Source organism: Rheinheimera faecalis (genome assembly GCF_021290965.1).
Classification (GTDB): domain Bacteria; phylum Pseudomonadota; class Gammaproteobacteria; order Enterobacterales; family Alteromonadaceae; genus Pararheinheimera; species Pararheinheimera faecalis.
Genome location: NZ_JAJOYT010000007.1, coordinates 155,473 through 181,934, shown reverse-complemented (window position 1 = coordinate 181,934; position 26,462 = coordinate 155,473). Strand labels below are relative to the sequence as shown.

Here is a 26,462-nt window from a genome sequence, read left to right as displayed (position 1 = left end):
TCAGCTCAACCCGTGCTGTGCAAATAAATCCAGCATCTGTTGTTCAGTCCAGACAGGCACAGACAACTCACCGGCTTTAGCCAGCTTTGAACCAGCATTATCACCCGCGATCACCGCATAAGTTTTAGCTGACACAGAGCCTGATACTTTTGCCCCTAAGCGCTGCAGTTTTTCTTTGGCATCATCGCGGCCCATGCTGGTCAAAGTGCCGGTTAGTACCACTGTTAAACCTGCCAGAGGTTGTTCGCCCTGCTGCTGTTTTTCAATCACAGGCCAGTGAATACCAGCCTCAATCAACTGAGCTATCACAGCGGCGTTGTGCTCTTCAGCCATAAAATGCTGAATATTTCCTGCCACTACAGCACCTACATCCGGCACTTCTAACAGCTGTTCTACACTTGCCTGCTGCACTGCATCCAAAGCGGCAAAATGGCTGGCTAAATTAAGCGCCGTCGCTTCCCCTACTTCACGAATACCCAGGGAGTAAATAAAACGTGGCAAAGTAGTTTGTTTAGAATCTTCTATGGATTTCAGCAGTTTAAGCGCCAGCTTTTCGCCCATTCGCTCTAAACCAACCAAAGCCGGCATATCCAGACGGAAAATGTCAGCCGGAGTATTTACCAGCTTCTGTTCCACCAACTGCTCGATGATTTTGTCGCCCAAGCCTTCAATATCCATGGCTTTACGTGAGACAAAGTGTTTCAGCGCTTCTTTTTGCTGAGCGGCACAATACAAACCACCAGTACAACGCGCTACCGCTTCACCCTCTACCCGTTCAATGCTGGATTGACAGACAGGGCAAGCCGTTGGAAACAGGATGTCACGTGCGCTTTCAGGCCGCTCTTCCAGCACTACAGAGACAATTTGTGGGATCACATCCCCTGCCCTGCGCACTATCACTGTATCGCCTACTTTGACGCCCAGACGATTAATTTCATCCTGATTATGCAAAGTCGCATTACTTACCGTCACACCACCTACCAGCACAGGCTCTAAACGAGCGACCGGAGTAATGGAGCCAGTGCGCCCCACCTGAAACTCGACATCCAGTAAAGTGGTGGTTTTTTCCTGAGCCGGAAATTTAAAGGCTATGGCCCAACGTGGTGCGCGGGCAACAAAACCTAAAGCTTGTTGCTGGGCTAAGTCGTCGACTTTCAGTACCACACCATCTATTTCGTAAGGCAAAGCGGCGCGTTTAGTCAAAATGCTTTGCTGATAATCCAGGGCGGCCTGCAAACCTGTGACATGACGGATTTCCGGGCAAACCGGCAAGCCCCAGCCTTTGAGTTGTTGCAAACGGGCATGATGGCTTTTACCGTTTAGCAGTTGAGCCTCGTCTTCCACAGCTCCTACCGCATAGGCATAAAACATCAAAGGACGAGTGGCTGTGATCTTCGGATCCAACTGCCGTAAACTGCCCGCCGCCGCATTACGTGGGTTGGCAAAAACTTTATCGCCCGAAGCTCTGGCTTTATCATTCATCGCCTCAAAACCTGCAAGTGGCATAAAGACTTCGCCACGAACTTCCAGCACAGCTGGCACTTCGCCTTGCAACTTCAGCGGCACAGCCCGAATGGTTTTAACGTTAGCAGTAATATCCTCACCGGTAAAACCATCACCACGGGTAGCAGCTTGTACCAACAGGCCTTGCTCATAACGAATACTGACGGCTAAACCATCCAGTTTCGGCTCAGCACAAAACTCAAAGTCTTTGCTTGCATCAATACGGTCGGCCATACGTTTGTAAAAAGCGGCGAAGTCATCGGCATCAAAAGCATTATCCAAGGACAACATAGCGACCTGGTGGCTGATTTGACCAAATTTGCTTAAAGGTGCAGCCCCTACTCGCTGAGTCGGTGAATCCGCAGTCACCAGTTCAGGATGTTGTTGTTCTATCTGCTTTACTTCCTGAAACAGCTGGTCGTAATCAGCATCGGGAATACTTGGATTATCCAGCACATAATACTGGTGATTGTGATAAGCCAGTTGGTCTTTGAGCTGTTGCAGGCGTTGTTGGATAGCTTGGTTCATTTGCTTTACTCAGGCACTTAAAGTCTAAAATCTTAAATTCTAAAATAGAGAAGCCCCGAAAACGGGGCCTCTTTAATATGATTATTGTATTAACCGTGGATCAGGCGTTGACGCTGGAATTCACGGATTTTTTCCACATAATGCCGCACTGTTTGTACTGTCAGCACTGAGCGCTGACCATCCAGTACCTGACCACCAAATTCGTCAGCCAGTTTTTTCGCTGCACTGTGCATCAGGTTGAAGTTCTGTAAGGCTTCGCCAGGCCCTGGCAAGGTCATAAACAGACTTAAACCACGGGTATTCATTTTATCCATGTCTTCTAAGTCGAAGGTGCCTGGATTAAACATATTGGCCAATGAAAACAGCACTTCACCTGAACCTGCGTTGTCCTGGAAACGGTGGAAAATATTCATTTCACCGTATTTAAAACCTAAGGTCAGTAATGAAGGCAATAACAGAGAGCCGTTAATTTCTTCACCTTCCGGCAGCAATACGTACAGGATCAGCACTTCATTTGCTGGCGCCTGAGCGCTTTGATCTTTTTCAGCTTCGTAAGCGGCCTGTTGCTCTTCAGCTACAGCTTCAGCATAAGGCTCGTCTGTGGCAGAAAAGCTGCCCATATCCAGCGACGGTTCGTTTAATTCAGGCTCACGACGCACCTTCACTGGTTCACGTAATTTATTGGCTTTTGGCGCTACTGTTGGTGCAGGTTTAGGTTGCGGCTTTTCACCCGGTTGCAATACACGCTTGCGGCCTATCCCCAGCTCATCAAAGCCATCGGCTTTAGGGCCTGAATTTGCAGAAGCATCTACATCGTATTTGCTGATGTCCTTATTATTTTTCCGGACTGTCCACCAGCCATGTAAAGCTAAAGCGCTGATACCCAACACACCCAAAACAATCAAGACTAAACGTAATTCCTCAGCCATCTCTTTTACCTTTTAGTTTTTAGGCTTGAGCCATTTTCACGGCATCTTCCACATCTACAGCTACAACTCTCGACACACCGGGTTCCTGCATGGTCACCCCCATTAATTGTGCCGCCATTTCCATGGCAATTTTATTGTGACTGATATAAATAAATTGCACAGTTTCAGACATTTCCCGTACCAGATTACAAAATCTGCCGACGTTTGCATCATCCAAAGGTGCATCAACTTCATCCAACATGCAAAAAGGTGCCGGATTTAATCGAAAAATCGAAAACACCAATGATAAAGCGGTTAGCGCTTTTTCACCACCCGAGAGTAAGTGAATTGTACTGTTTTTTTTCCCTGGCGGTCTCGCCATGATAGTTACACCTGTTTCTAACAGATCTTCTTCGGTTAAATCAAGATAGGCACTGCCTCCACCGAACACTTTTGGAAATAAAGTTTGCAAGCCTTCATTCACCTGCTCAAAGGTTTCTTTAAATTTCTGCCGGGTTTCCCGGTCAATTTTACGAATAGCAGTTTCAAGAGTCTCCAGCGCTGACACTAAATCCTGATGCTGCGCATCCAGATACTGTTTACGCTCATCCTGCTGCTCAAACTCTTCAATAGCCGCCAGGTTAATAGGACCTAAACGCGACACTGAATCTTGTGTTTTCTCCAGTTGTTGCTGCCATTCCTGCTCGTTCGCTTCGGCTGGTAGTGTTTCACTCAGCTCTTTAAAGTTTACCTGCAGTTCTGTCAGCTGCTCCAGCATATTGTTGGCCCGCACACGATAGCCTTCGGCGCTTAGCTGCAAATCGGCTAATTCTTTTTGCTTTTGCGTTAATAAATGCGCCACACCCTGATGGCCTTGTTCGGCCTGACGCAGCTTTTCTTCTAATGAATGTAAAGCTTCGGCTTTTTGCTGCACTAAAAGTTCAACTTCAGCACGTTGTTCCAGCAACAACTGTAAAGTTTCGTGTTGCTCGCCATCGGGTTCTGACACTTCGGCCAATTGATCCTGTACTAATTGATGGCGCTGCTGCAGTTGCTGTTGCTGTTGCTGGCTACGCTGTAAATTCTGCTGACTGAAACTTAACTGCTTTTGTGCACTTTGTTGTTCCAGCTGCAATTGTTGCAGTTGCTGGCGCACAGAGTCTTGCTGTTGTTTCAGTTGCTGATGCTGCTGTTGGCTTTGCGTTTGTTGTTGCTGCAACTGCCATTCTTTGGCCTTTTGTGCCTGATACTGTTCATCCAAAGCTTCGGATTGTTGCTCCAGCTCATCAAGTTGCAGGCTTAACAGTTCAAAATCCTGCTGCTGGCCTGTCAGCTCTGTGGATGCCTGCAATCGTCTTTGCTGCTGCAGTTGCTGCTGTTGTTGCAGCAATAATAGGTCTGTGCTGATTTTTTGCAGTTGATCTTTTGTCTGCTGCAGTTGCTGTTGGCTTTGTTGCCACTGCTGTTTGCTGGTTGCGAGTTCAGCATCGGATTGCGCTTCGATATGCTGCTCTGCCAATAACTGCTGTTCAAGCTGCTGGATTTGTTCAGCCAGTTCCAGCAATTGCTGTTGCCGTGTTAAGTAGTTGTCTGAAGCAGCTTGCCCAGGCACCAGTTGCCAGTTGCAGCCAAACCAGATGCCTTCAGCACAAATCACGGATTGCTGGGGTTGCAACTGTTTTTGTTTGGTTTGGGCTTGTTCAATGCTATCGGCAAGCAGCACTTCGTGAAACGAGTCCGGATACAAGCCTGCCCGTATCACAGCAGCTAAAGTACCGGCTTTGGCATTCAACTGGCTGGGTGACACATAACTTTGGTCAAGTCCTTGCTCTGCTGTGGCATGCTGAAGTTCACCCAATACCAGACTGACAGCCCTGGCCCATTTAGGCTCAATCTCCAACTGCTTTAACAGCTGCTGTTGCTGTTTATTGACCTGCTGCTGAATTTGACTAAGTTTATCCTGCTGGTTTTTCAGCTGTTTTAACTCACTTTGCCGCACCAGCTGCAACTGTTTACGCTCCTGCTGCGCTTGTTGCAACGCCTGATAGCGCTGCTCGGCTTCAGCACTTTGCTGTTGCAGTAGTTCAAGTTGCTGCTGTGTTTCTTGCTGTTTGGTAAGCAATGACTCTGCCGCGGTTGAATCAGCCACTGCATCCAGTTGTGATAATTCTTGCTGTAACTGGCTGATACGGTTCAGTAATTGCTGCTGTTGCTGCTGGCTGTGCTGAGCTTTTAACTGATTCTGTTGCTGCTGTTGTTGCAACGCAAAAAACTGCTGCTGCCATTGCTGTAATGCACTCTGCGCACTGAGTAAACGTTCTTCTGCCTGTTCAGCTTGTTCGGTCAGGCTCTCAAACTGTTCTTGTTTCAGCTCACTATCCGGCGCTGCATTTTCAAGCTGGAACTCAAGCTCTGCCAGTTGCTCTTGCTGCTGCGCAATATAAGAGTCGGCTTCCTGCAAGGTCAGTTGCAATGAACGGAGTTCATCAGTCAGGCTTTGACGACGCTGACGTTGATGCAGTTGCTGCTGTTCTAAGCGGGTGATCTGATTGCCGACCTGATAATACTGCTGCTGCACTTGCTGCTGTTCAGTACGTAAGTCCTGTTGCTGCTCTTTCAGTTGCAGCACCAGCAACTGATCACCAGACTGAGCCGCCTGAAACTGTTCTATTTCGGTCAGCTTCTGCTGAATATCCAGCTCTGTTTTTTGCAGCAGACCATGAAAGTGTAACCATTTCACACAGGCCAATTCTGCTTTGAGCTTACGCTCCTGCGCTTTAAGTTCTTTAAAACGTGCCGCAGCAGCAGCCTGACGTTTGAGCTTATCGAGGTTTTTGCCCAGCTCTTCCCGCACGTCAGATAAACGGTCCAGGTTTTCGCGGGTATGCTTAATACGGTTTTCGGTTTCGCGCCGGCGTTCTTTGTATTTGGAAATACCGGCCGCTTCTTCGATAAAAATACGCAAGTCGGCAGGCTTGGATTCAATCAGCCGCGAAATCATGCCCTGTTCGATAATGGCGTAACTGCGTGGGCCTAAGCCTGTGCCAAGGAAAATATCTGTGATATCACGGCGACGGCATTTAGTGCCGTTGAGGAAATAATTCGACTGGCCATCCCGCGTCACTAAACGTTTGATGGATATTTCACTGCGATCCGCCAACGTGCCTTGCAAACGGCCTTGGGTGTTTTCGAACATCAGTTCAACAGAAGCCTGAGACACGGGTTTACGCTGCGTGGAGCCGTTAAAGATAACGTCTGTCATCGCATCACCACGCAGGTTTTTCGCCGAGCTTTCACCCAGCACCCAGCGTACAGCGTCAATCACGTTGGATTTACCGCAGCCGTTTGGCCCCACTACAGCAGTCATCTGAGCAGGAAAAGCCACCTGGGTAGGATCAACGAAGGATTTAAAACCCGCTAATTTAATTTGCTTAAGACGCATCTGTCCCTGAACAATAAGGCCGAGGTTTTGTTAACAAAAGTGAATGTAACAGAACAGCAGTGCTGCTGTCACGGCCGCTTTGTATTCGGACACTGAAAAAGTTGCTTACGGATTTCTTCTTGCGACTCAGATACATGGCCTATATGCTCGGCTGATTCGTAGCAGAACCAGTTCGCAGCAGAAGGGGTAACACCATGCATTATCTGATGAAGGGCCTTAGTTTAATTCGGGTCAAAGGCTTAAAACGTTATGTGGTGGTGCCACTGTGCATCAATCTGGTGTTGTTTGCTTTGGCTTTTGGCTATTTATTCAGTCAGTTAGGTGGCTGGGTTGAGCAGGTCGTGGCTACCCTGCCGGACTGGCTTAGTTTTATCGGCTTTTTAGTCTGGCCTTTGGCGCTGTTTTCTATTGTGATGGGTTTAGCGTTAACCTTCACCATGGTCGCTAATTTTATCGCTGCACCTTTTAATGCCTTGCTGGCGGAAAAAACTGAACTCTATTTAACTGGTCAGCCCTTACCAGATCAAGGCCTGGCCGCATTTTTAAAAGATGTGCCCCGTATGATGGGTCGTGAATGGCAAAAGTTTGTCTATTGTTTACCGCGCGCTATCGGCTTTTTGTTGCTGTTTTTTATATTGCCTGGCATAGGCCAGTTGTTATGGTTTTTATTCTGTAGCTGGATGCTGGCGATTCAGTACTGTGACTATCCTTTTGATAACCACAAAGTACCTTTTACCACCATGAGAAAGGCGTTAAAGCTGCAGTGGAAACAGAGTTATGGTTTTGGCATCAGTGTTTATGTGCTGAGTTTGGTGCCGCTGATTAACTTACTGATTATGCCGGTAGCTGTTTGTGGCGCAACTGCTATGTGGGTGGATAAGTTCAGAGAAGCCTTGCGTTTGCCAGATTAATAAAAATGGGGTCAGATCACATTGTTAACTGTTAACAATGTGATCTGACCCCATTTTCAGGCTAGCGGTGATCCGGGTGTCTGCGCCGCCATCTGTTTACCATTTTGTTTTTATCGGCTCTGAACTGATGCTGCACTATGACAGGACGGGACACGATCAGGTTATTGGGATACACCACCTGCTCGTTGTTTTTGGTCAGCAGCACTGTGCTGAACAAGTTGATTTCCACCACCTTGCCTTCGACATGGTTCGCACCATCGATAATTTTCACTTCAGCACCTGGCGCAAAATTACGCTGGCCTAACATGATAAAAAAGGCGGTGATGTTACTCAGCAGTGACCAGGCGGCAAATAACGCCACACCTATCACTGCAATCATTGAAGAGGCGAGAACCAGCAAACCTTTGATGTCGATGCCCCAGACTACACTCAGAACAACAACCAGTAGTAAAAACAGCAGAATATGAAACACCACTAAAGCGCGGCGGTTCATTTCATCTTTTAATACGCTGGCCGCTATAGTGCGGTAGACAAAAGGCGCAATACGGCGGCTCAACACTATATAAATCAAAATGATGATTGCACTGATCACCATCTGCACTATGGCCGGACTAAAAGTGGACATTAACTGTTTTAACTGATGCAAAATCTGCATGGCTTCTTGCACAACCACCACCCTCTAAATCAAAAAACGCTATTTTTACTGGTACAACTGAACCGATACTGAAAATGGTTAATCCAAATCGTTTATAGCCCAGGTCACAATATAATCTTCAAACTTTTCCATATCGACCATATCTTCGGAAATGGTTTTGTTGCGTACTGACATTTGTTTTTTATGCATCAGACTTTTTTTACCGTTGTTCAACAGCGGGTGCCAGGACGGTAAACCACGACCTTCATGCAAACGGCGATAGCTGCAGCTGTTTGGCATAAAAAAGATATCTTTTAAATTATCCTGTGTCAGCTTCACGCAATCCGGTACCAGCACAGTGCGCTTCTCATACACAGTACAGGCACATTTATGGCTGTCCAGATAACGGCAAGCGATATTGGTAAAATGCACTTGCTCGTCCGGTTTAATGTAGTCGGTTGGGCCTTCAGCTTCTTCGTCTTCATCATCAATAAATTTATTCAGACAACATTTGGCGCAGCCATCACAGACGGCTTCCCATTCTTCAATTGTCATTTGTTCCAGGCTTTTTGTTTCCCAGAATTTTGCTGTTAACACTTCAACCTCTCTGTCAGCGTACTGACGTCTTAATATGTAGCTTGTTAGCCAGAGCTAATTCTAACTGATCGCCGCTATAAAGTGGCCCCACACCAGCTGGTGTGCCTGTCAGCACCAGATCGCCTGGTAACAAAGTAAAAAACTGCGACATTTCGCTGATGATTTGAGTCACAGAACGGATCATCATACGGGTATCGCCTTGCTGACGCTGTTCACTGTTTACCATCAAACTAAACTCTAACTGTTGCACATCAGCCAGTTCGTCAGCAGCAATAAAACCAGAAACAGGGCAAGCGCCGTCAAAACCTTTGGCAATTTCCCAAGGCCTTCCCAGCTCTTTTAATTTCTTTTGCTGATCCCGAAGCGTTAAATCCAGCGCCAGACCATAACCCCAGACAGCGTCCAGCACTTGCTGTGGAGTCACTTTGGTTAATGGTGCTTTAATCAGCACGGCCAGCTCAGTTTCATTATGCACAGCACCTAAGTGTTGTGGGATAAGAAAAGGCTGATTGATGTCAACCAGAGCTGTGCTGGGTTTGATAAAAAACAGCGCTTCTGGTGCTGTTTTGCTGTTCATTTCAGCAATATGGTCCTGATAGTTCTGACCTATACAAAGTACTTTGCCTGCAGGCAGGTCTATAGCATGCCCTTGCACATTTTTATGCTGATAACTCATGCTTTATCCTCCGCCACTATTAAATCGGCCAGATAACCTACGCTAGTGACAAAATAATAAGAACGATTCCAGTGCATCAGCGTTTGGTAGTTGCTGTACGCCAGATAAACCCGGCCATGTTCGTCATCCGGCATCACCAATGCAGCTTTGATATCACGCTGTGGTAATGCTTTACCTTCAGTGGTACGAACCCCTAAAGTTTGCCATGCCGCTAAAGAACGTTCAGATTTAGCCCACCACTGCAGCCACTGAGTTCTGTCTTTGCTGCCTTTTGGGATCACATAAGAGAAATCAAAGTTTTTTGGCACTTTTACTTCTCTGCCCCAGGTTTGACTATCATCCCAGCCCCGGGTTTTTAAATAATTAGCAATAGAGGCAAAAGCATCTGAGCGGCTTTGCCAGATATTGATGTGACCATCACCGTCACCATCCTGAGCGTAGGACATAAAAGCACTTGGCATAAACTGGCTTTGGCCCATAGCACCAGCCCATGAGCCTTTCATATTCGCTAATTTGACATGGCCTTGTTGCAGAATATCCAGCGCCAGAAAAAACTCGGATTTAAAAAAGGCTTCACGACGACCGTCATAGGCCATAGTGGCTAAAGCTGAAGGCACTGAGTAGTTGCCCATAATTTTGCCAAAGCTGCTTTCTAGCCCCCATAAGGCAACGATAAAACGCGGCTGTACGCCGTATTTCTTGCCTATGGCTTCCAGTTCCTGCTGGTTTTCTTTGTAGTATTTACGGGCAAGCGAGATACGCTGTTTACTGATGCGTTTTGGTAAATACGTATCTAAAGTCTCAGTAAATTCAGGCTGTTTTTTATCAGCAACCACTGCAGACTGGTAATGCTTTAAGCTGGCGAATACGTCATTGACCAGTGTTTTGGCATAGCCCTTTTGCAAGGCTTCCTGCTTTAAAGCTGCAGCGTATTGCTCAAAGCTACCTTTATTTACAGCAGCTTTATTCACAGCAGCTTGTGTTGGCAATGCTGTGGCGGTTACAGCAGCCTGAGCTTTTTTCCCGGCTTGTGTTTTAGCCGCAGGCACAGTTTTTACCGCTTCAGTTTTGGCCTGGGCTTTGCCCGACACTGTGCTGGTACAAGACAACAATAAGCCACTGACCACAATGACTGCAATTTGAGTCAACTTCATAGGTTACTCCTTGTTTGGCTGGCTCTCTTTATGCGCTTTCAGTAAATCTTCAGGCGGCGGAGGCAACTGTAAATAAAAACCCTGCTCTGTCAGTTGATGTCTGACCTTATCGATATCTGCATGGGCTAATTTGCTTTTGGTCGCCAAATTAATCAGCGTGACCAGTTGTGGTTTACCAAAGGTTTTAAGTAAGGCTTCAGGTACAGCGCTAAAGTCATCGCGGCGCAATACGTATAAATAGGTTTGGTCCATCTTTGGACTTTTATAAACAACACATAACATAGGACAAAAACTACTCTTACTAACTTGCCTAACAGGGGCGCAAACTATAACATGAAGCACCAGCCTTGCGTACCAAGCAAGCAAAGGCTGACACGTATTTTTGCCGTCATTAAACAAATAATAAAGTGCGCATTTTGAGCTATGTCTGATCATTCCTTTGAATTAAAAGGCAGTTTGTTTCCACTGTCTGTGTTGTATTGTCAGGACCTGTCTGCTGCTGCAGTAAAAACCCAGCTGCAACAAAAACTGGCACAAGCTCCTGCCTTTTTTTACCGCGCACCTGTGGTGATTAATGTCGAGTCTGTTACTCAAGCTCCTGATTTTGAAGCTATTGCTGAAGTATTTAAAGAACTTGAGCTGGTATTAGTAGGTGTATGTGGTGCTTCAGCAGAGCTGAAAAAAGTGGCTCAGGCCGCAGGTTTAGCCTCATTACAACTGAGCAAAAGCAAAACACCAGCTAAAGAAACCAAAGAAAAAGAAGCCAAAACAGAAGCTGCAGTTGCAGCTCCTGTGATGGAAACCAAAGTTGTGGAGCAAAATATTCGCTCTGGCCAACAAATTTATGCCAAAGGTGCAGATTTAGTGATCCGTGGTACTGTAGGTGCCGGCGCTGAAGTCATTGCCGATGGAAATATACATATTTACGGTACGCTGCGTGGTAAAGCCATAGCAGGCGCTGCCGGAGATAGTCAAAAACGCGTGTTTTGTCACAAGCTGGAAGCTGAACTGATCTCCATAGCCGGAAGTTACTGGCTCAGTGACAGTCTGCAAGGCGAATATTGGGGTAAGTCGGCTTGCATTGGGTTGCAGGACGATAAGTTGGTTTTAGCAGATTTGCTTTAAGGATATTTTGCGATGGCAAAAATCATTGTTGTTACATCAGGTAAAGGTGGCGTAGGCAAAACTACGTCAAGCGCGGCTATTGGTACAGGCATCGCGATGCGCGGTTTTAAAACCGTCATTATCGATTTCGATATAGGTTTAAGAAACCTCGATTTAATCATGGGTTGTGAGCGTCGTGTTGTATACGACTTCGTTAACGTGATTAACGGTGAAGCGAATTTAAAACAGGCGATGATCAAAGATAAACGTATCGACACCCTGTTTATTCTGCCTGCTTCACAAACCCGCGATAAAGATGCTTTGAGTAAAGAAGGCGTAGAGCGCATTCTGAACGAACTGGCTGAAGAATTTGATTACATCATCTGTGACTCACCTGCTGGTATTGAATCAGGTGCCATGATGGCGTTGTATTTTGCCGACGAAGCAGTGGTTGTGACCAACCCTGAAGTATCGTCAGTGCGTGACTCAGACCGTATTTTAGGTATGCTGAGCAGCAAATCACGTCGTGCTGAACAAGGTTTACCAGGTATTAAAGAACACTTGCTGTTAACCCGCTACAACCCTGAGCGTGTAGTCAAAGGTGAGATGCTGAGTGTGGAAGACGTGGGCGAAATTCTGGCCATTAAACTGCTGGGTGTGATCCCTGAATCTCAGGCGGTATTAAATGCGTCGAACTCAGGTCAGCCAGTAATTTTGGATCAGGACAGCGATGCTGGTCAGGCCTATTTAGACACGGTCGCCCGCTTGCTTGGCGAAGAAGTGCCTTTCCGTTTCTTGAATGTTGAGAAAAAAGGCTTGCTGAAACGTATATTTGGAGGCTAAGCGAATGTCGTTATTGGATTATTTCCGTTCAACGAAAAAAAATACCGCTTCAACTGCCAAAGAGCGGTTACAGATCATCGTTGCCCATGAACGCAACCGCCGCAACAGCCCGGATTATTTACCGCAGCTGGAGCGCGATATTCTGGCGGTTATCCGCAAGTATGTGGATATAGCTGACGATCAGGTGTCGGTGTCGTTGGAGAAAAGCTCAGATCAACTGTCTGTGCTGGAATTAAACGTCACTTTCCCAGACGATAAGAAGTAATAAACAAATGAGGCAGAGTCTGTGACTCTGCCTCATTTTTGCTACTGCACGTTGTTAAAGTCATCCAACAGGATCAATCCCAGATCCGCTGTTAACCCCACTCCATCACGAGCTACCGCTGTATAAATATTGTTTGCATCCAATGTCACTGCCACAGGACCTATGGCTGCTGTTTTGCTGCCTGTTGGTGTCACAGTGACAAAATAATCACCTGCTGGTACCTGGATATACCCTGAGTCCGCTTTAAAAGGCACATTACTCAGCGCCGCTGTTGCAGCTGAAATATCCGAGTTTGCAGTCAGATAGACATCCACCGGGCCTGCCAGGCTGGAGCCATGGATCACACGAATTTGTGCCGCTGTTGCGATACGACGTGGGTTATCCACCACCACCAAAGGTTCGATACTGTCTTCAGTTAAAGAACCTACTGCATGCACTGTGTAATAAGCACCAGCGTCCAGCTCCAGATCGGTATCAATAACAACCACTGAGTTATCCGCATCCGCAGCCACTTTTACGTTGTATGTGTCTGGAGCTAATTCAGCGTAATCAGTAAAATTTGGGAAAGCTAAAGCATTAATAGCTTCTGCGCCATCTACCAATACATCGACAGCAGGTGCATCTGATACATCGTGTACCACTCGCACTGCTGATACAGAACCTTCATCTAATAGCTCAAGACTGGTATTGCCACCTTGCACTAATGCCAATAAAGAAACAGGTGAATCACCGGCAAATCTATTGTCCAGCGCAGCAACAGTCAGGTCTGAACCTGAGGTTAAAGCCACAGTGCCTGAATCGTAAACCACTGTAGTTAAATTACCTGCCGGCGTGATACGAACTCTGTAGTCACCCGCTGGCACTGTAACGTCACCAGTGGCGTCGGTGAATTCTAAAGTAGCAGCGACAGTACCTGCCGATAGCGCATCAGCAGGAGCTGTTAAATGCACGTCTACTGTGGGTGCTGATGCTGCGCCGTGCACCACACGCAAACGCACGTTGCCGCTGGTGACTGCAGTTTGTGGAATAGATACCACTATAGGCTCGATACTGCTGTCTGCAGCCTTGCCCGCTGCAAAAACAACGTAATCTGTTGCTTCAGCCAGAGTAAGTGTAGTTTCAGGTATAACCCGGGCCACTGTATCGCCCGGCAATTTGGCATCCACAGCTAAAGCAAAGTCGCCCGGACTTGCAACCAGAGCTTCTGCCACGGCGCCAAAAGCTAAGTTAGGTATCACCACGCCGTTGGTGCGACTGACGGACACATCAGGGGCGTCTGAGACGGCATGTACAACTTTCACCGATACACTGGAAGGTTTTTCTGGTATTGCAGGCAAGTCATTGTCGGAGCTGTTACAACCGACCAATAAAAAGGCTGCGCCCATTGCGAGCGACTTCATTGTCAATTTCATCATTTTCTAACCCTTTTGATTGTTGATGTAGCAAAAGGGTTACGAAGGTGTTTTTTTATAGGATCAGTGCAGATTTGTGAAAAAAACAGCAGGATTCAACGCAAAAAATGCGCTAAACCAGACGAAAAACAGCGCCGTAATACGTAACAATAACACTTTTAGATCAGTGGCTTTATATGAGCTGGAACAGGTAAGTGATTGATTAAAACCTCACGACGCCATCCCCGCAAAAACTCGGGAACAGGCAATTGAGCTCTGTCTTCGTCACTGACACGCCAGCACCAGTTAAAGTACTCTGTGCTTTGGCGACGCACGGCCATAAATTCAGCCGGAATGCCGGACGCTTTGGCTGCAGCTTTGATGGCATCGGTAATTTTCTGTAGCTCTTCTTTGAACCCCAGAAAGACATCTGTGTGATAAAAAGGCGCAGGGCATTGCTCCAGTGGCAAAGCTTTGGCTTGTTCAATCAGGGCTAATACTGTTTTGCCGTGGCGACGTACTTCACGGCCGGGTAATTCCGGGATATTAAACATCGACTCCAGGCTGCCAGGACGGCGTTTGGCGATATCCAGTAAATGATGATCTTTAAAGATAAAACCCAGTGCCATATCGTGCTGCTGCGCATAGTCCTGACGCCAAATCACCAATTCACGCAAAATAGCCAGCTCACGTGGAGTCAGCAGATTGCTGTTTTTCAGCTCAAGATGACGAAATGACAAAGGCAAGCCAAAAGAGCGACGTGCTATTAAATGTTCGCCTTCAGCAAGCAGCAGTTCGTATTGGCCTTTTGCAACCAGCTCAGTTTTCAGCGCCTGATACACGTCCAGTAAATGCTCGACATCTTTGGCCGCGTAGTCCAGTTGCAATGCAGATAAAGGCCGAGCTATCCAGTCGGTGCGGGATTCACTTTTATCCAGCTCAATAGCACAAACCCGTTGCACCAGTTTGGCATAGCCCTGACTACCGCCCCAACCTGCCAGTTCAGCAGCAAGTTGAGTGTCGATCAGAGGCAATATAGGCAACAGATTTTTAGTGGCTAAAGCTTCTAAATCTTCATTGCAGGAGTGCACCACTTTGCAGACTGTTGGACTGGCAAACAGCTGTTGCAAGGAGCTCCAGTCATCAATAGCTAAAGGGTCAACTAACGCCAGTTGCTTACCATCAAACAGCTGGATCAAGCCAAGCTTTGGACTCAAGGTAGTTTGGCGGACAAATTCAGTATCAACAGCTAACAGGTCCGTACTGGCGGCTTGCGCACAAAAAGCAGCTAAAGCAGATGAGGAGGTTATAAGCTGATACGTCATTTGAAATCCTTGATTGTCTCTTTCTATTTCTCTAGCCAACTTTTCATCGTAAAAAAACCGGCCAAAGCCGGTTTTTTCTGGTTTAACCTTTCAGCTCCCGCCTTAAGATTTTACCCACGTTGGTTTTTGGCAATTCAGTGCGGAATTCTACCAGCTTCGGCACTTTATAGCCCGTCAAACGTTCTTTACAGTGTTGTATTAGCTCAACATCTGTCAGGCTTTGGTCTTTTTTCACCACAAATATCTTCACCGCTTCGCCAGTGGCTTCGTTTGGAACACCAACAGCAGCCACTTCAAGTACTTTGTCATTCATCGCGACCACTTCTTCAATCTCATTTGGATAAACGTTAAAACCTGAGACTAAAATCATGTCTTTTTTGCGATCAACTATGTAGAAGAAGCCGTCGTCATCCACACGGGCTATATCCCCTGTTGCTAACCAGCCATCTGCATTCAGTACCTTTAAAGTTTCATCAGGTCTGTTGTAGTAGCCTTTCATGACCTGTGGGCCTTTGACCCACATTTCACCAGCTTCGCCGGCAGCTACTTCAGCACCATCATCATTGACAAGCTTGATGTCAGTGGAAGGTGCAGGAAAACCTATACTGCCGTTATACGCAGGCAGATTATAAGGACTGACAGTGACCAAAGGTGCACATTCAGTTAAACCATAACCTTCTACTAAACGGGTTGTAGTCACTTTCTGCCAGCGTTCTGCCACAGGGCGCTGCACTGCCATACCACCACCCAATGCCAGCTTCATATTGCTGAAATCCAGCTGAGCAAAACCAGGCGTATTCAATAAACCATTAAATAGTGTATTTACACCTGTGATAACAGAGAAAGGATACTTTGCCAGTTCTTTAACAAAGTTGGGCATATCCCTTGGGTTGGTGATCAAAAGGTTTGTACCACCATACTTCATAAAGACCAGGAAATTGGCCGTTAATGCGAAGATATGATAAAGCGGTAGAGCTGTGACCACGAGCTCTTTGCCGTGAGTCAGCAGAGGACCTATACAACCATCAGCCTGCTCCAGATTGGCCACCATATTGCGGTGCGTCAGCATAGCGCCTTTAGATACACCTGTAGTACCACCTGTGTACTGCAGGAAAGCTAAATCTTCTCCAACCACTACAGGCTTTTTGTACGCAGCCGCATTACCGGCAGCGATCACCTGTTTGTAGGTGACGTACTTTTTCAGATTATGAGCAGGGATCAGCTTTTTAACATGCTTAACCACCAGATTGACGATAGTGCCTTTAAGCAGGCCTAACATATCGCCCATATGTGTCAGGATCACATGGTCCAGCTTCACTTTATCCTGCACATCAGACAAGGTATGAGCGAAGTTTTCAACAATGACGATTGCTTTGGCTTGTGAGTCGAGCAGTTGGTGCTCTAATTCACGAGGTGTGTACAGTGGATTGACGTTAACCACTACACAACCTGCACGCAATATACCTAAAATACAAACTGGGTATTGCAGCAGGTTTGGCATCATCACAGCAACAGCATCACCTTTTTTCAGGCCTAATTGCTGCTGCAAATAAGCAGCAAACTTTAAGCTCAGCTGGTCCAGTTCTGCGTACGTAATGCTTTTGCCCATATTGATGTAGGCGGTTTTTTCAGCATGGTCTTTGATGCTCTCATCAAAAACTTCCAGTAATGATGCGTAATGATCAGCATTGATATCTGTCGGAACGCCTTCAGGATAATTTTTTGCCCAGACTCGATCCACTGTCCTCTCCTCGTGGTATTTATTATTTTTTAGTTATAGTAGTTATAGTTAGTGCTTTGGCCCTTTGTACAGACATCATTGGGGGTCTGAAACAAAACGACACTGAGTTTTTACTCTAATCCTGCATCATCCCACAATTGCTTTCATTTAACAATTGCCTGCTCAAGCAGCAGTTCTGACCCCGACTATAACAGCATAAAAAATCGTCAGGAACGATTTTTAACAGCTTTAGCTGGCCCGTAAGGGTGCTCTGCAGGATTACAGAGCATAAAAAATCGTCAGGAACCATTTTTAACAGCTTTAGCTGGCCCGTAAGGGTGCTCTGCAGGATTGCAGAGCATAAAAAATCGTCAGGAACGATTTTTAACAGCTTTAGCTGGCCCCTAAGGGTGCTCTGCAGGATTGCAGAGCATAAAAAACAATCAGGACAGTAAAAATTGACGAATGGCCTTGGCCGTTTGTTCTGGCTGAGTCATATGGCAATGATGACCCCCTCTGATCTCAACCCATTCAAGTTGCTGATAACAGCTTTGATACTGTTGCCTGGCTTGTTGCATCATCTCCAGACCATCACTGGCCAGAATAGCTTGCACTGGGCATTGAATATCTTTAAGCAGCTGCATCGCCTGGGGTTGCAGCAATCGATAGGCAGAAGATTCTCTCAAGCGCATATCAGCCGACCAGGTGAGCCCACCAGGGCAAAGCTTTGTGCCACGTTTGGCCAAAATCAACGCCGAAGCCAGATCAAAATCGCTTTGACTTTGGCGGGCAAGCGCTGCACTTTGCAGATCGGGATACACTGGTTTTTGTTTATGTGGGCTTTGCCATCTGTGATTGATGGCACTTCGTATTTGCTCTGTTGTTTTTCCAGCCTCGCCAGTCACCAGACCCATACTGTCGATCAGTACTAATTTGCGCACCATCTGTGGCATTACAGCAGCAAGCACAGAACCAATCATACCGCCCATCGAATGGCCAATAATATCGACCTGTTGCCAACCCTGAATTTTAATCAGCGTCGCCAGATCATAAATCCAGTCTAAAAAATGATAATGGGCATCCAGGCTACGATGTTGTGACAGTCCATGCCCCGGTAAATCAATGGCAACCAGATTCAACTCGTTTAAGCAGGCAGAAAGGGGTAAAAAACTATCGGCATTATCCAGCCAGCCGTGCAGGCATAAAGTTACTTTTTGCTGAGTTGGACCTTGCTGCCAGCCCGCTAAAGATAAAGCGGGCAGTGAAAACTCCACAGCCAGCATTACTCGCTGGCGGCCTTGACGAATTTTAAGGTCATACGATCACTTTCACCTATAGCCAGATATTTAGCTCTGTCTACAGCACCCATAGCTAAGGTTGGCGGTAAGGTGTACACCCCTTTAGGGTAATCTTTGGTGTCTTTTGGATTGGCATTGATTTCAGACTTTGTCTGCAGTGTAAAACCAGCTTGTTCAGCCACAGCAATCACATAAGACTCGTCCAGATAACCTTCAACAGCAGAGCTGGAGATTTCAGATACCCGGCTTGCTCTGTGTTCGACTATGCCAAAGACTCCGCCAGGTTTGAGTACATCAAATACGGCGCGAAATACATCCAGCAGATAACCTTGTTCATTCCAGATATGAGCGTTGCGGAAACTCAGCACCATATCGTATTGTTGAGTTAACCCCAGATACATATAGGCAGGAGGATCAAATTCCGTTTGCTGGATAGTGCCAAAATGGTCTTTATGTTTCAGAATACGCTGGCTGAGTTTTTCACTGATCCGACTCCAGAAGATTTTTCTGTCATCCTGCATAGTGCCATCATCCACACGAAAATTAGCAATACTCAGTTTGCCCTGCTCTTTTAAATAGGGACCAAGAATTTCTGTATACCAGCCACGGGCAGGCCAGATCTCCAGCACTGACATGGTAGGCTTAATGCCAAAAAAGTTCAGTGTTTCTACCGGATGGCGATACTGATTTCTGGCCTTATCTTCTACGCTTCGGAATGAATGTTCCGCCAGAGCTGTTAAGTCTGGAGCAGAAGGAGTTTCAGCCACAGCCGCTGCGCTAAAAAGCGCAGCTGAAATTACTACTAAATTAAGGTTGCACTTTATTCTGTTTATTATTGTCAACATGAACTGCGCCTTGTGTTGTCGATTGTTGTTTTGTAATAGTACGGACACGCACACCTGGGCCATAACCCCAATAATAAGGGTAAGGGTACGGACGCATCATAGGCCAGGTATCAATCACTTCAATACGTTCTTCTTGTTTTGGCCATAAATACACTTTAGCGTCTTTAATGACCGGGTAACGGTACTCGTATTCGTCAACTTTACCCACTTCAGATCGGGTTAAATCACCCAGCACTGTAACCGACTTACCACGCTGGTACACCATAGGATCTAAAAAGCCGTTGATGTAGGTAACAAAACGGCCTTTGGTTTGATCAGATACTGCAGGACGTCCATTAGAGCCTGACGGAAAATACACAACTTCCAGACGGGTTTGATTGGCTTTATTACTGATTTCAGCAATGACGCCGCTCCAGCGGGCAGTACCAAAATCGATATTTTGTTGCACCGCATTTTCATAGCTGGTTAAAGCTACGTTATCTGCAATACGAACCTGTTCGGGATAACTGGCACAGCCAGCCAATATCATCAGACTCAAAGCAACAACTACAAACTTCTTACTCATGACTTTTTCAACCTCGTTTGCTACACGGCCTGTTAGATAAGGTGTAGCGGCTTTAGTTCCATACTTACTCTAAGCCATGCATGATCCGCTCCGCAACACTTATATACTAAGTTTTGTTTTCACACCTTTCAGTCCTGCTTTTACGTCTGTTGGTCGCGTTTAGACTATTTACAGTTTTGTCATATTTTAGTCACTGACGTAAGATAACCTCACCCTACAGACTCTGGTAGCACCAGATTTTCAGCCATCTACAGAGCTTTCCTATGTTAAAGAAACTAAGTTTAATCAGCATCGCTTGCCTTGCTTCAACATCTTTCGCTGTCACTGCCGCACCTAAGAACATTATTTATATGATTGGCGATGGTATGGGCCCGGCCTATTTAGCCGCCTATCGTTATTACATGGATAATCCGGACACCAAAGTGGTGGAACGCACTGTGTTTGACGAGTTATGGATTGGCAATGCCAGTACTTACCCGGATGACGATACCGTAGTGACAGACTCAGCTGCGGCGGCGACTGCCTTGTCCAGCACGCATAAAACTTATAATGGCGCTATTGCAGTTGACCATGACCATAAACCTTTAACCACTATGCTGGAAATTGCCAAAGCCAAAGGTATGCAGACAGGTGTAGTGGTGACGGCGCAAATTAACCATGCCACGCCTGCTGGTTTTCTGGCGCATGACAAAAGCCGTCAAAACTACGATCAGATAGCCGATGATTACATCGACAATAAAGTAAATGGTCAGATCGTTGCCGATTTAATGCTCGGCGGCGGTACCAGCTACTTTATCCGTAAAGACCGTAATCTGGTGGAAGAATTTAAACAGGCGGGTTTCCAGTACGCAGACAGCTGGACTGGCTTAAAAACGCTGAACAAGCTGCCTGCTTTAGGTTTATTTGCACCTAAGGGGTTTGACAGTGCCTTAGACAACCCTGAACCTCTGCCACTAAAACAAATGACAGAAAAAGCACTGAAGCTGCTGTCTCCGGCCGAAAAAGGTTTTGTCGTGATGATTGAAGGCAGCCAGATTGACTGGTGTGGTCATGCCAACGATATAGCTTGTGCCATGGCTGAAATGCATGATTTTGGTGAGGCCATCAAAGTAGCCAAAGCTTATGTCGATAGTCACCCTGATACCATTTTAGTGGTGACAGCAGATCACGAAACCGGTGGTTTGTCTTTAGGAGCGAATGGTAATTACAGCTGGAAACGGGATGTGATTAAAAAGGTAAAACATTCTGGCGAATACATAGCGGGTCAGCTGTTAGCGCTGAAAGATGACAAGGTGTTGTATCAGGCATGGTTGGGTTTAACAGGTCTTGAACTGAAAACAGATGAGCAACAGTTGCTGACTAAGGCGCGTGCTGAAGGCTTAGAGCCTCTGGCTAAAGCAGTGAAACAACGTATTGACCATCACTCTACCACGGGCTGGACCAGCGGTGGCCATACAGCGGCTGATGTACCAGTACTGGCTTATGGTGCTGATAAACAAGCATTCGCAGGCTTTCAGGACAATACTGAAATCGCAGCAAAACTGATCCAGTTTATTCAACAGAAAAAATGATCTGTAGCTCTAAAAAAACAAACCCCACTGCACGCAGTGGGGTTTTTCTTTGGTTCAGGGAAACTTCTGTCATCAACAGAAATCTCCCTTCACTTGCGATCAAGTTACATGAACTTGTAGTCCAGACCTAAATAGAAAGTACGGCCATAAACATCAGTGTAACGAGGGTCGAAACCAACCTGGTGACCAGCACCACCTGAGCGTAAGGATAATGGAGGAGCACGGTCAGCTAAGTTGTTGATACCGAACGTCACACCCAAAGCGTCCATCGCCTGGTATTTGGTCTGATAGTTGATAGTGGCGTATGAAGGAACACTCAGTTGAATGTCTACACCAGGACCAGTTACAGAGCCTAAACGTACATAACGGCTGGCTGCAGATTGCGCTTGATCTTCATAACCACTGCGGTAATTCAGCGTCGCACTGTGAGCGAAATCACCGTGAGTTAATGTATTAGTGAATTTAGCTAAGGTTCTGAAAACAACCTTATTGTCATCACCAAAACGACCTAAGCTGCTGATCCAGTCATCTGTAGTACCTGGACGGGTATATTCGCTATCCAGCACATAAGTACCAGCCAGCGTTGTAGTTAAACGACCAAAAGATAAGTCATTACCTACTGTTAAATCCCAGTCAAGACCAGTATTTTTGGATTGGCCCACGTTGATGCTTTCAAAAATGATGGCCAGCTCTTCCTGACCAGTCGCTTTGTTTGTTTTCGTGGTATACAGGTGACGGTAACGCTCTGGATCTGCAACAATCTGAGCTTCAGTGACTGCTGTCACCATATTTGTCAGCTCAATATTCCAGTAGTCCAGGCTGAAGCTGAAGTTATTGTCAGGTGCGTACACAAAACCTACAGTGTACTGTTTTGACTCTTCTGGTTTTAAGTTCGGGTTACCCTGATTAAAAGCTTCAAACTGCTGTGGCGATACACTACATACCTCAGCCAATGGATCCGTTGTACCTGCGAATGGACACAGGTAAGCGCCGCTTGTTACACCAAACGGAGCTTTAGGCTGAGCTAAGTCCAGCATAGAAGGCGCTTTAAAGCCTGTACCAGTTGATGCACGCAGTAACAAGTCTTCCGTTGCGTTGTAACGTAGCGCCAGTTTGTACGTGGTGTCATTCATTGAATCGTTTACAGTGTAGCTGCCCGGGCTGGCAATACCGTCTTCGTCATAAACGAAATCAGATTCTACTTCACCAATGTTGTCATAACGCACAGCACCAGTCAGTTCCAGATTCTCAAGAGCCGGAACTATCACTTCGACAAAACCACCGTAGTTGTCACGGCTTAAGTCATACTCTGAACCAATGTTTGCGCCTAACAGCAGATCCTGTTTATTCGCATCAGCCAGAGAGCTAACGTAGTTTGTGTTACGGAACTCAACACCAGTACCTATATACACATCACCAGCAGGCAGAGAATACACCGGCGTAGATGCTTTCAGATCCACACCTTTGACTTCAGTGGTCTCATTGCTCCAGTTACCGAAGTACTGAGAATCCTGCAGCGCCTGAAGGCCTTCAGCACTGATCTTATCCGGAGTTTCAAATACGTTCACCAGACCAGAACTTACCGCGTCCATGAACTTGTCATAGATTGGGTATCCGCCAGCAATGTTTTCATCTGTATCATTTTTTGAGAAAGTGAAAGCAGCTGAGTAGTCGATAGTGTCAATCACACCTTCGATACCACTGACGATATGAGTTGATTTGGTGTTCCACTCAGTAGCACGGCCACCCAGTGGTAATGCACGCCATTGGGCCTGGACAGAAGTTACAGAACCCACATGAGCTGGATCAACATATGGCATCACGTATTGTTGAGCTAAGGCTGAATCTTTGTCTAAGGTGAAGAAACCTGTAGCGTTTGGTGCGATACGGGTGGTCTGAGAGAAATCTGAGTACATCACATCAGCAAATAACTTTGTATCTTCGCCCAATGCAATGTCAGTGCCCAGCATAAATGAATCACGTTCACTTTCTGGCAGGATTTCTACAGTTGTAGTGTAGTCATACTGACATAAACCTGAAGATTCAAAGTTGTCTGGTGCACAAGCGCCATTTTGTTTTGCATAAGGGTTAAATGCAGCTGAGTTGGTTAATTTGCCATCGGCGCCAGTGTATACATAACGGGCGTTTGCAGGGATGGCGTTTGGCGAGCCTGCAACATAGAAATATTCTTTGTTATTCAAGGTAAAAGGGATAATACCTGATTTAGCAAAGTCACGGTCTGTCGCCTTCAGCTGTTCCTGAGAGTCACGGCTGTAAGATAACAATACGTTGTAACCGTCAGTATCAAAATCACCTAAACCACCTGTAATAGAGAAATTGTCGCTGGTACCATTTTTCTCTTCAGGTTTGCTATAACGGGCAGAAACATTCACACCCTGAGCATCGTCTTTGGTAATAAAGTTTACAACACCTGCAATAGCGTCAGAACCGTACAAAGCAGATGCGCCGTCTGTCAGTACTTCAACACGCTCAATAGCAGCTAAAGGAATAGAGTTCAGGTCGATAGTAGAGCCTGAGCCACGTGGTGCCATTCTGCGACCATTGATCAGAACCAGAGTGTATTCAGCACCTAAACCACGTAATGAAGCGGTTTTCATACCTCCACCGCCGCCACCCACTGAGTCACCATCAGAGGTGAAACCTTGCATAGACGGAATAGACTGAATTAAATCACCTGCTGTTGCTAAACCTGAACGGTCAATAGCTGCACGATCAATAGTCTGAACTGGTAATGCACCTTCGAAATCAGTACGTTTGATGCTCGAACCTGTAACCTGAATACGTTCAACACTCCCAGTATCCTGAGCTTGTACTGAACCAGAAAAAGTGACGCCTGACACAGCGCCAAAAGCGACAGCTAAACCAACTGCTTTTGACAGCTTACTACTTACAAACATTTTTTCTCCCTGGGCCACTGCGTAGTGACTCTGTTTTTACGGCAATCAACAATGGTGTTGATTGAAGCTACAACACGCCTGATTTGGGGCTATCCCAAAAAGGCGGCGGATAATAAATGCAATGTTTTGTAAGGGTCAACCGCTTTTAACCGCCAAATGACTGCGTTAACTGGCATCTGCCGCAAAAAGTACAGGTGTTAAATTTATGATAAGAATCAACAACATAAACATATGTATACAAAATAAACGATGAAACTGTATAAGGATCAGACAACAAAACAGAAGGGTTATGACATATCTAACTGTTTAATAACAACAATACTGCAAAAACACCTTATTCAGGGCCACTCACCAAAAGATTAATTAATAAACAGAAGTCAGTCAGCTGTTGTTTTGTGACAAAACTGAAAGTAAATAAGATGAAAAACACCATCAACTAAATTAGATGTGCATACAGAGGGGACAAGAGGCATTGATATGCGTTGGGTGTAGTGAAGAAATCCACCGCCACCAACACATCACTGCCTCATTTTTATGCTGAAGTTTTCAGCAATTGTTTTCTCAGCTTTGGCGCAGAGGTTTTTTCAGACAACCAAATATCTAAAAACGCCGGACCAAAAGCAGGGTCTGTGACGTCTCCCAGCAGCTTATCGTTGAAGTAAAACTGTACTGTGCCATCGGCCAATAAAACACAACTTAACTGGTCGCCTTTTTTAACATCAGTCCAAAGTGTGTCGAGTTGCTTTGCCCAATCCTGATGCTGAGCTGAAACCTTACCGTGCAAATGTTTCCACTGATCAACAGTCGCTTCAATAAAATCCGCTTTGCTGATATCACGCTGATAAGTCAGCTTGAGTACCAAAGGAGCACTTTGCTGGTAACCGCTCCAGTTGCCATCTGCCGTATAAAGTTGCGCCTGGTACAAATCCCAGAATAAATAACTGAACTGACCCTGCCCCACTAACTTGACGTTATCTGGCATGGCCTGCGCGTTCAAGCTGAAAAGAACTGTGACTATCATTAAAATTTTACGCATAAAATCGTCTGCTCCATCCTGATAACACACCATAGCAGCCCCAACACAAAGCCAATGCTATATAGGCTTCAGTTGTGCTGCTGACCTGCATCTGACCGCTTAATGCTGCACCTCCCAGATAAGCCATTGGACCAGCAACGGCTGAACTAAGTGCCGCTATCCAGTAATTTTGCAGATAAGCCGAAAACACCTGTACCACCACTAAACTAAAAACCAGCCACAAGGCCAACATCCAAAGTGGTAACCAGATGGAGCCGGTAAAACTTAAAACCCCGCTGTACTGCAATACAGAATCCAGCGTAATCCCCACGGCTGCCAAAGCAAACCAGGCCAAACGTTCAGCGTTACTGCAGCGCCACAACGACCACAGCACAAACAGCACCACTGGAATAAGCAGCAAGTTTTGGAAGAACACAAGTGCAAACCAGCTTAATTTAAAGCCAATCAAGGCGGGCCAGTTCATGCTTGTCATGGTTGCCGCATCCCCGACGCGACTTTGCAGCGCAATGAATAAGGTAGCAGGTTCAGCAGATGCAGGCTCCACACCAGCCGTTTTGGAAACCGTATGCGTTGCTGCTGTGCCTGAAGCCCTGTTCTGATACGAGCTGCAGCGTCTTCGACCTGCAGCAGAAATGGCATCTTAAAATCGTTCTTTTGCGTTAAAGGGGTATCGACAAAACCTGGTTCAATCAGACAAACCCGCACGCCAGAGTCCGTTAAATCCACTCTTAAGCTGTCAGCAAAGTAACTCAGTGCTGCTTTACTGGCGCCATAGGCCTCTGCTTTGGTAAATGGAAACAAATGCGCCAGACTACTAACGACAGCCAAAGTACCCAGCTCCGATTTTTGCAGCAGCGGTAATAGCAACTTCACAGCCGCTACCTGGGCTTGAAAATTCAGCGCCATAGTGCGGTCGAAAATATCTAAAGGCAGATTGGTCGCATCGACGTAATCACAACTGCCCGCATTAAGAATAACTAAATCCAAAGCCGGGATCTGTTGGGAGAGTTGCTCAACAGCAGCCGAAAACAGCTCTGTGTTGGTCAAATCCAAAGGAAAAGCGTGAATGCTGTTGTGTTGGTTGTGCAGTTCATTGAGCGCGTTGACAGAACGAGCAACAGCGATCACCTGCCAACCTTCGTTAGCGTATTGAATGGCCAGTTCGCGGCCTAAACCTGAACTGGCACCAGTGACTAAACAATAACGGGACATAAACACAGACTCTTAG

General features: G+C 46.3%; 23 protein-coding genes. 5 read left to right on the top strand and 18 right to left on the bottom strand.

Annotation, left to right across the window (positions count from 1 at the left end; all coding sequences use genetic code 11):
• The 3 genes from ligA to smc all read right to left on the bottom strand — a co-directional run bounded on the left by ligA (position 1) and on the right by smc (position 6,381).
• Entirely contained in the window at positions 1–2,031 is a 2,031-nt protein-coding gene (gene ligA / locus LSG34_RS13810) for an NAD-dependent DNA ligase LigA (protein ID WP_233009681.1), read from the bottom strand.
• Positions 2,032–2,120: 89 nt separating this feature from the next.
• Positions 2,121–2,960 carry a cell division protein ZipA gene (gene zipA / locus LSG34_RS13805; RefSeq protein ID WP_233009680.1) on the bottom strand — a complete coding sequence of 280 codons (840 nt, stop codon included), beginning with the start codon at positions 2,958–2,960 and terminating at the stop codon, positions 2,121–2,123.
• 19 nt (positions 2,961–2,979) lie between these two features.
• Positions 2,980–6,381: a chromosome segregation protein SMC gene (gene smc, locus LSG34_RS13800; RefSeq protein ID WP_233009679.1), complete on the bottom strand. Its 3,402-nt coding sequence runs from the start codon at positions 6,379–6,381 to the stop codon at positions 2,980–2,982.
• 194 nt (positions 6,382–6,575) lie between these two features.
• Between smc and cysZ the strand changes: the two genes are divergently transcribed.
• Positions 6,576–7,292, top strand: a complete 717-nt coding sequence (gene cysZ, locus LSG34_RS13795) for a sulfate transporter CysZ (RefSeq protein WP_233009678.1) — start codon at positions 6,576–6,578, stop codon at positions 7,290–7,292.
• 61 nt (positions 7,293–7,353) lie between these two features.
• Here cysZ and LSG34_RS13790 read toward each other — a convergent pair whose 3' ends face one another.
• From LSG34_RS13790 to LSG34_RS13770, 5 genes are all read right to left on the bottom strand, one after another.
• The gene (locus tag LSG34_RS13790) at positions 7,354–7,959 is read right to left on the bottom strand and encodes a mechanosensitive ion channel domain-containing protein (protein WP_233009677.1); all 606 of its coding nucleotides are present in this window, start codon (positions 7,957–7,959) and stop codon (positions 7,354–7,356) included.
• A gap of 66 nt (positions 7,960–8,025) precedes the next feature.
• Positions 8,026–8,523, bottom strand: a complete 498-nt coding sequence (locus LSG34_RS13785; protein ID WP_264346017.1) for a YcgN family cysteine cluster protein — start codon at positions 8,521–8,523, stop codon at positions 8,026–8,028.
• A 13-nt stretch (positions 8,524–8,536) separates the two neighbouring features.
• Entirely contained in the window at positions 8,537–9,199 is a 663-nt protein-coding gene (locus LSG34_RS13780; protein ID WP_233009675.1) for a fumarylacetoacetate hydrolase family protein, read from the bottom strand.
• A complete protein-coding gene (locus tag LSG34_RS13775; protein ID WP_233009674.1) occupies positions 9,196–10,353 on the bottom strand; it encodes a lytic murein transglycosylase in 1,158 nt (385 codons plus the stop codon). Before LSG34_RS13775 ends, LSG34_RS13780 begins: the two co-directional genes overlap by 4 nt.
• A gap of 3 nt (positions 10,354–10,356) precedes the next feature.
• Positions 10,357–10,635, bottom strand: coding sequence for a YcgL domain-containing protein (locus LSG34_RS13770; protein WP_264346014.1), 279 nt, complete (start codon positions 10,633–10,635; stop codon positions 10,357–10,359).
• A 141-nt stretch (positions 10,636–10,776) separates the two neighbouring features.
• Between LSG34_RS13770 and minC the strand changes: the two genes are divergently transcribed.
• From minC to minE, 3 genes are read left to right on the top strand one after another with little or no spacing between them, the layout of a single operon-like run.
• The gene (gene minC, locus LSG34_RS13765; protein ID WP_233009672.1) at positions 10,777–11,478 is read left to right on the top strand and encodes a septum site-determining protein MinC; all 702 of its coding nucleotides are present in this window, start codon (positions 10,777–10,779) and stop codon (positions 11,476–11,478) included.
• 12 nt (positions 11,479–11,490) lie between these two features.
• Entirely contained in the window at positions 11,491–12,300 is an 810-nt protein-coding gene (minD, locus tag LSG34_RS13760) for a septum site-determining protein MinD (protein ID WP_127021166.1), read from the top strand.
• Between the two features lie 4 nt (positions 12,301–12,304).
• Positions 12,305–12,565 (top strand): cell division topological specificity factor MinE, encoded by a 261-nt coding sequence (gene minE / locus LSG34_RS13755; RefSeq protein WP_233009671.1) that lies wholly within the window; start codon positions 12,305–12,307, stop codon positions 12,563–12,565.
• Positions 12,566–12,606: 41 nt separating this feature from the next.
• Here the strand turns inward: minE and LSG34_RS13750 are convergent, their stop codons facing one another.
• From LSG34_RS13750 to LSG34_RS13725, 6 genes are all read right to left on the bottom strand, one after another.
• A complete protein-coding gene (locus tag LSG34_RS13750) occupies positions 12,607–13,980 on the bottom strand; it encodes a DUF4397 domain-containing protein (protein ID WP_233009670.1) in 1,374 nt (457 codons plus the stop codon).
• Between the two features lie 155 nt (positions 13,981–14,135).
• Positions 14,136–15,281, bottom strand: a complete 1,146-nt coding sequence (gene rnd, locus LSG34_RS13745) for a ribonuclease D (RefSeq protein WP_233009669.1) — start codon at positions 15,279–15,281, stop codon at positions 14,136–14,138.
• 82 nt (positions 15,282–15,363) lie between these two features.
• Positions 15,364–17,022 (bottom strand): long-chain-fatty-acid--CoA ligase FadD, encoded by a 1,659-nt coding sequence (gene fadD, locus LSG34_RS13740; RefSeq protein ID WP_233009668.1) that lies wholly within the window; start codon positions 17,020–17,022, stop codon positions 15,364–15,366.
• A 422-nt stretch (positions 17,023–17,444) separates the two neighbouring features.
• A complete protein-coding gene (locus tag LSG34_RS13735; protein ID WP_233009667.1) occupies positions 17,445–18,284 on the bottom strand; it encodes an alpha/beta fold hydrolase in 840 nt (279 codons plus the stop codon).
• On the bottom strand, positions 18,284–19,066 hold the full coding sequence (locus LSG34_RS13730) for a class I SAM-dependent methyltransferase (RefSeq protein ID WP_233009666.1): 783 nt from the start codon (positions 19,064–19,066) through the stop codon (positions 18,284–18,286). The genes LSG34_RS13735 and LSG34_RS13730 overlap by 1 nt, the downstream gene beginning before the upstream one ends.
• 40 nt (positions 19,067–19,106) lie before the next feature.
• On the bottom strand, positions 19,107–19,709 hold the full coding sequence (locus LSG34_RS13725) for a Slp family lipoprotein (protein WP_233009665.1): 603 nt from the start codon (positions 19,707–19,709) through the stop codon (positions 19,107–19,109).
• Between the two features lie 263 nt (positions 19,710–19,972).
• Between LSG34_RS13725 and LSG34_RS13720 the strand changes: the two genes are divergently transcribed.
• Positions 19,973–21,280, top strand: a complete 1,308-nt coding sequence (locus LSG34_RS13720; RefSeq protein WP_233009664.1) for an alkaline phosphatase — start codon at positions 19,973–19,975, stop codon at positions 21,278–21,280.
• 104 nt (positions 21,281–21,384) lie between these two features.
• Here the strand turns inward: LSG34_RS13720 and LSG34_RS13715 are convergent, their stop codons facing one another.
• From LSG34_RS13715 to LSG34_RS13700, 4 genes are all read right to left on the bottom strand, one after another.
• Complete coding sequence (locus LSG34_RS13715; protein ID WP_233009663.1) at positions 21,385–24,198, bottom strand: TonB-dependent receptor; 2,814 nt, start codon at positions 24,196–24,198, stop codon at positions 21,385–21,387.
• A 532-nt stretch (positions 24,199–24,730) separates the two neighbouring features.
• On the bottom strand, positions 24,731–25,234 hold the full coding sequence (locus LSG34_RS13710; RefSeq protein ID WP_233009662.1) for a chalcone isomerase family protein: 504 nt from the start codon (positions 25,232–25,234) through the stop codon (positions 24,731–24,733).
• Positions 25,227–25,706 (bottom strand): DUF2878 domain-containing protein, encoded by a 480-nt coding sequence (locus tag LSG34_RS13705; protein ID WP_233009661.1) that lies wholly within the window; start codon positions 25,704–25,706, stop codon positions 25,227–25,229. The genes LSG34_RS13710 and LSG34_RS13705 overlap by 8 nt, the downstream gene beginning before the upstream one ends.
• Positions 25,703–26,446: an SDR family NAD(P)-dependent oxidoreductase gene (locus LSG34_RS13700; protein ID WP_233009660.1), complete on the bottom strand. Its 744-nt coding sequence runs from the start codon at positions 26,444–26,446 to the stop codon at positions 25,703–25,705. The genes LSG34_RS13705 and LSG34_RS13700 overlap by 4 nt, the downstream gene beginning before the upstream one ends.
• Positions 26,447–26,462 lie beyond the last annotated feature (16 nt).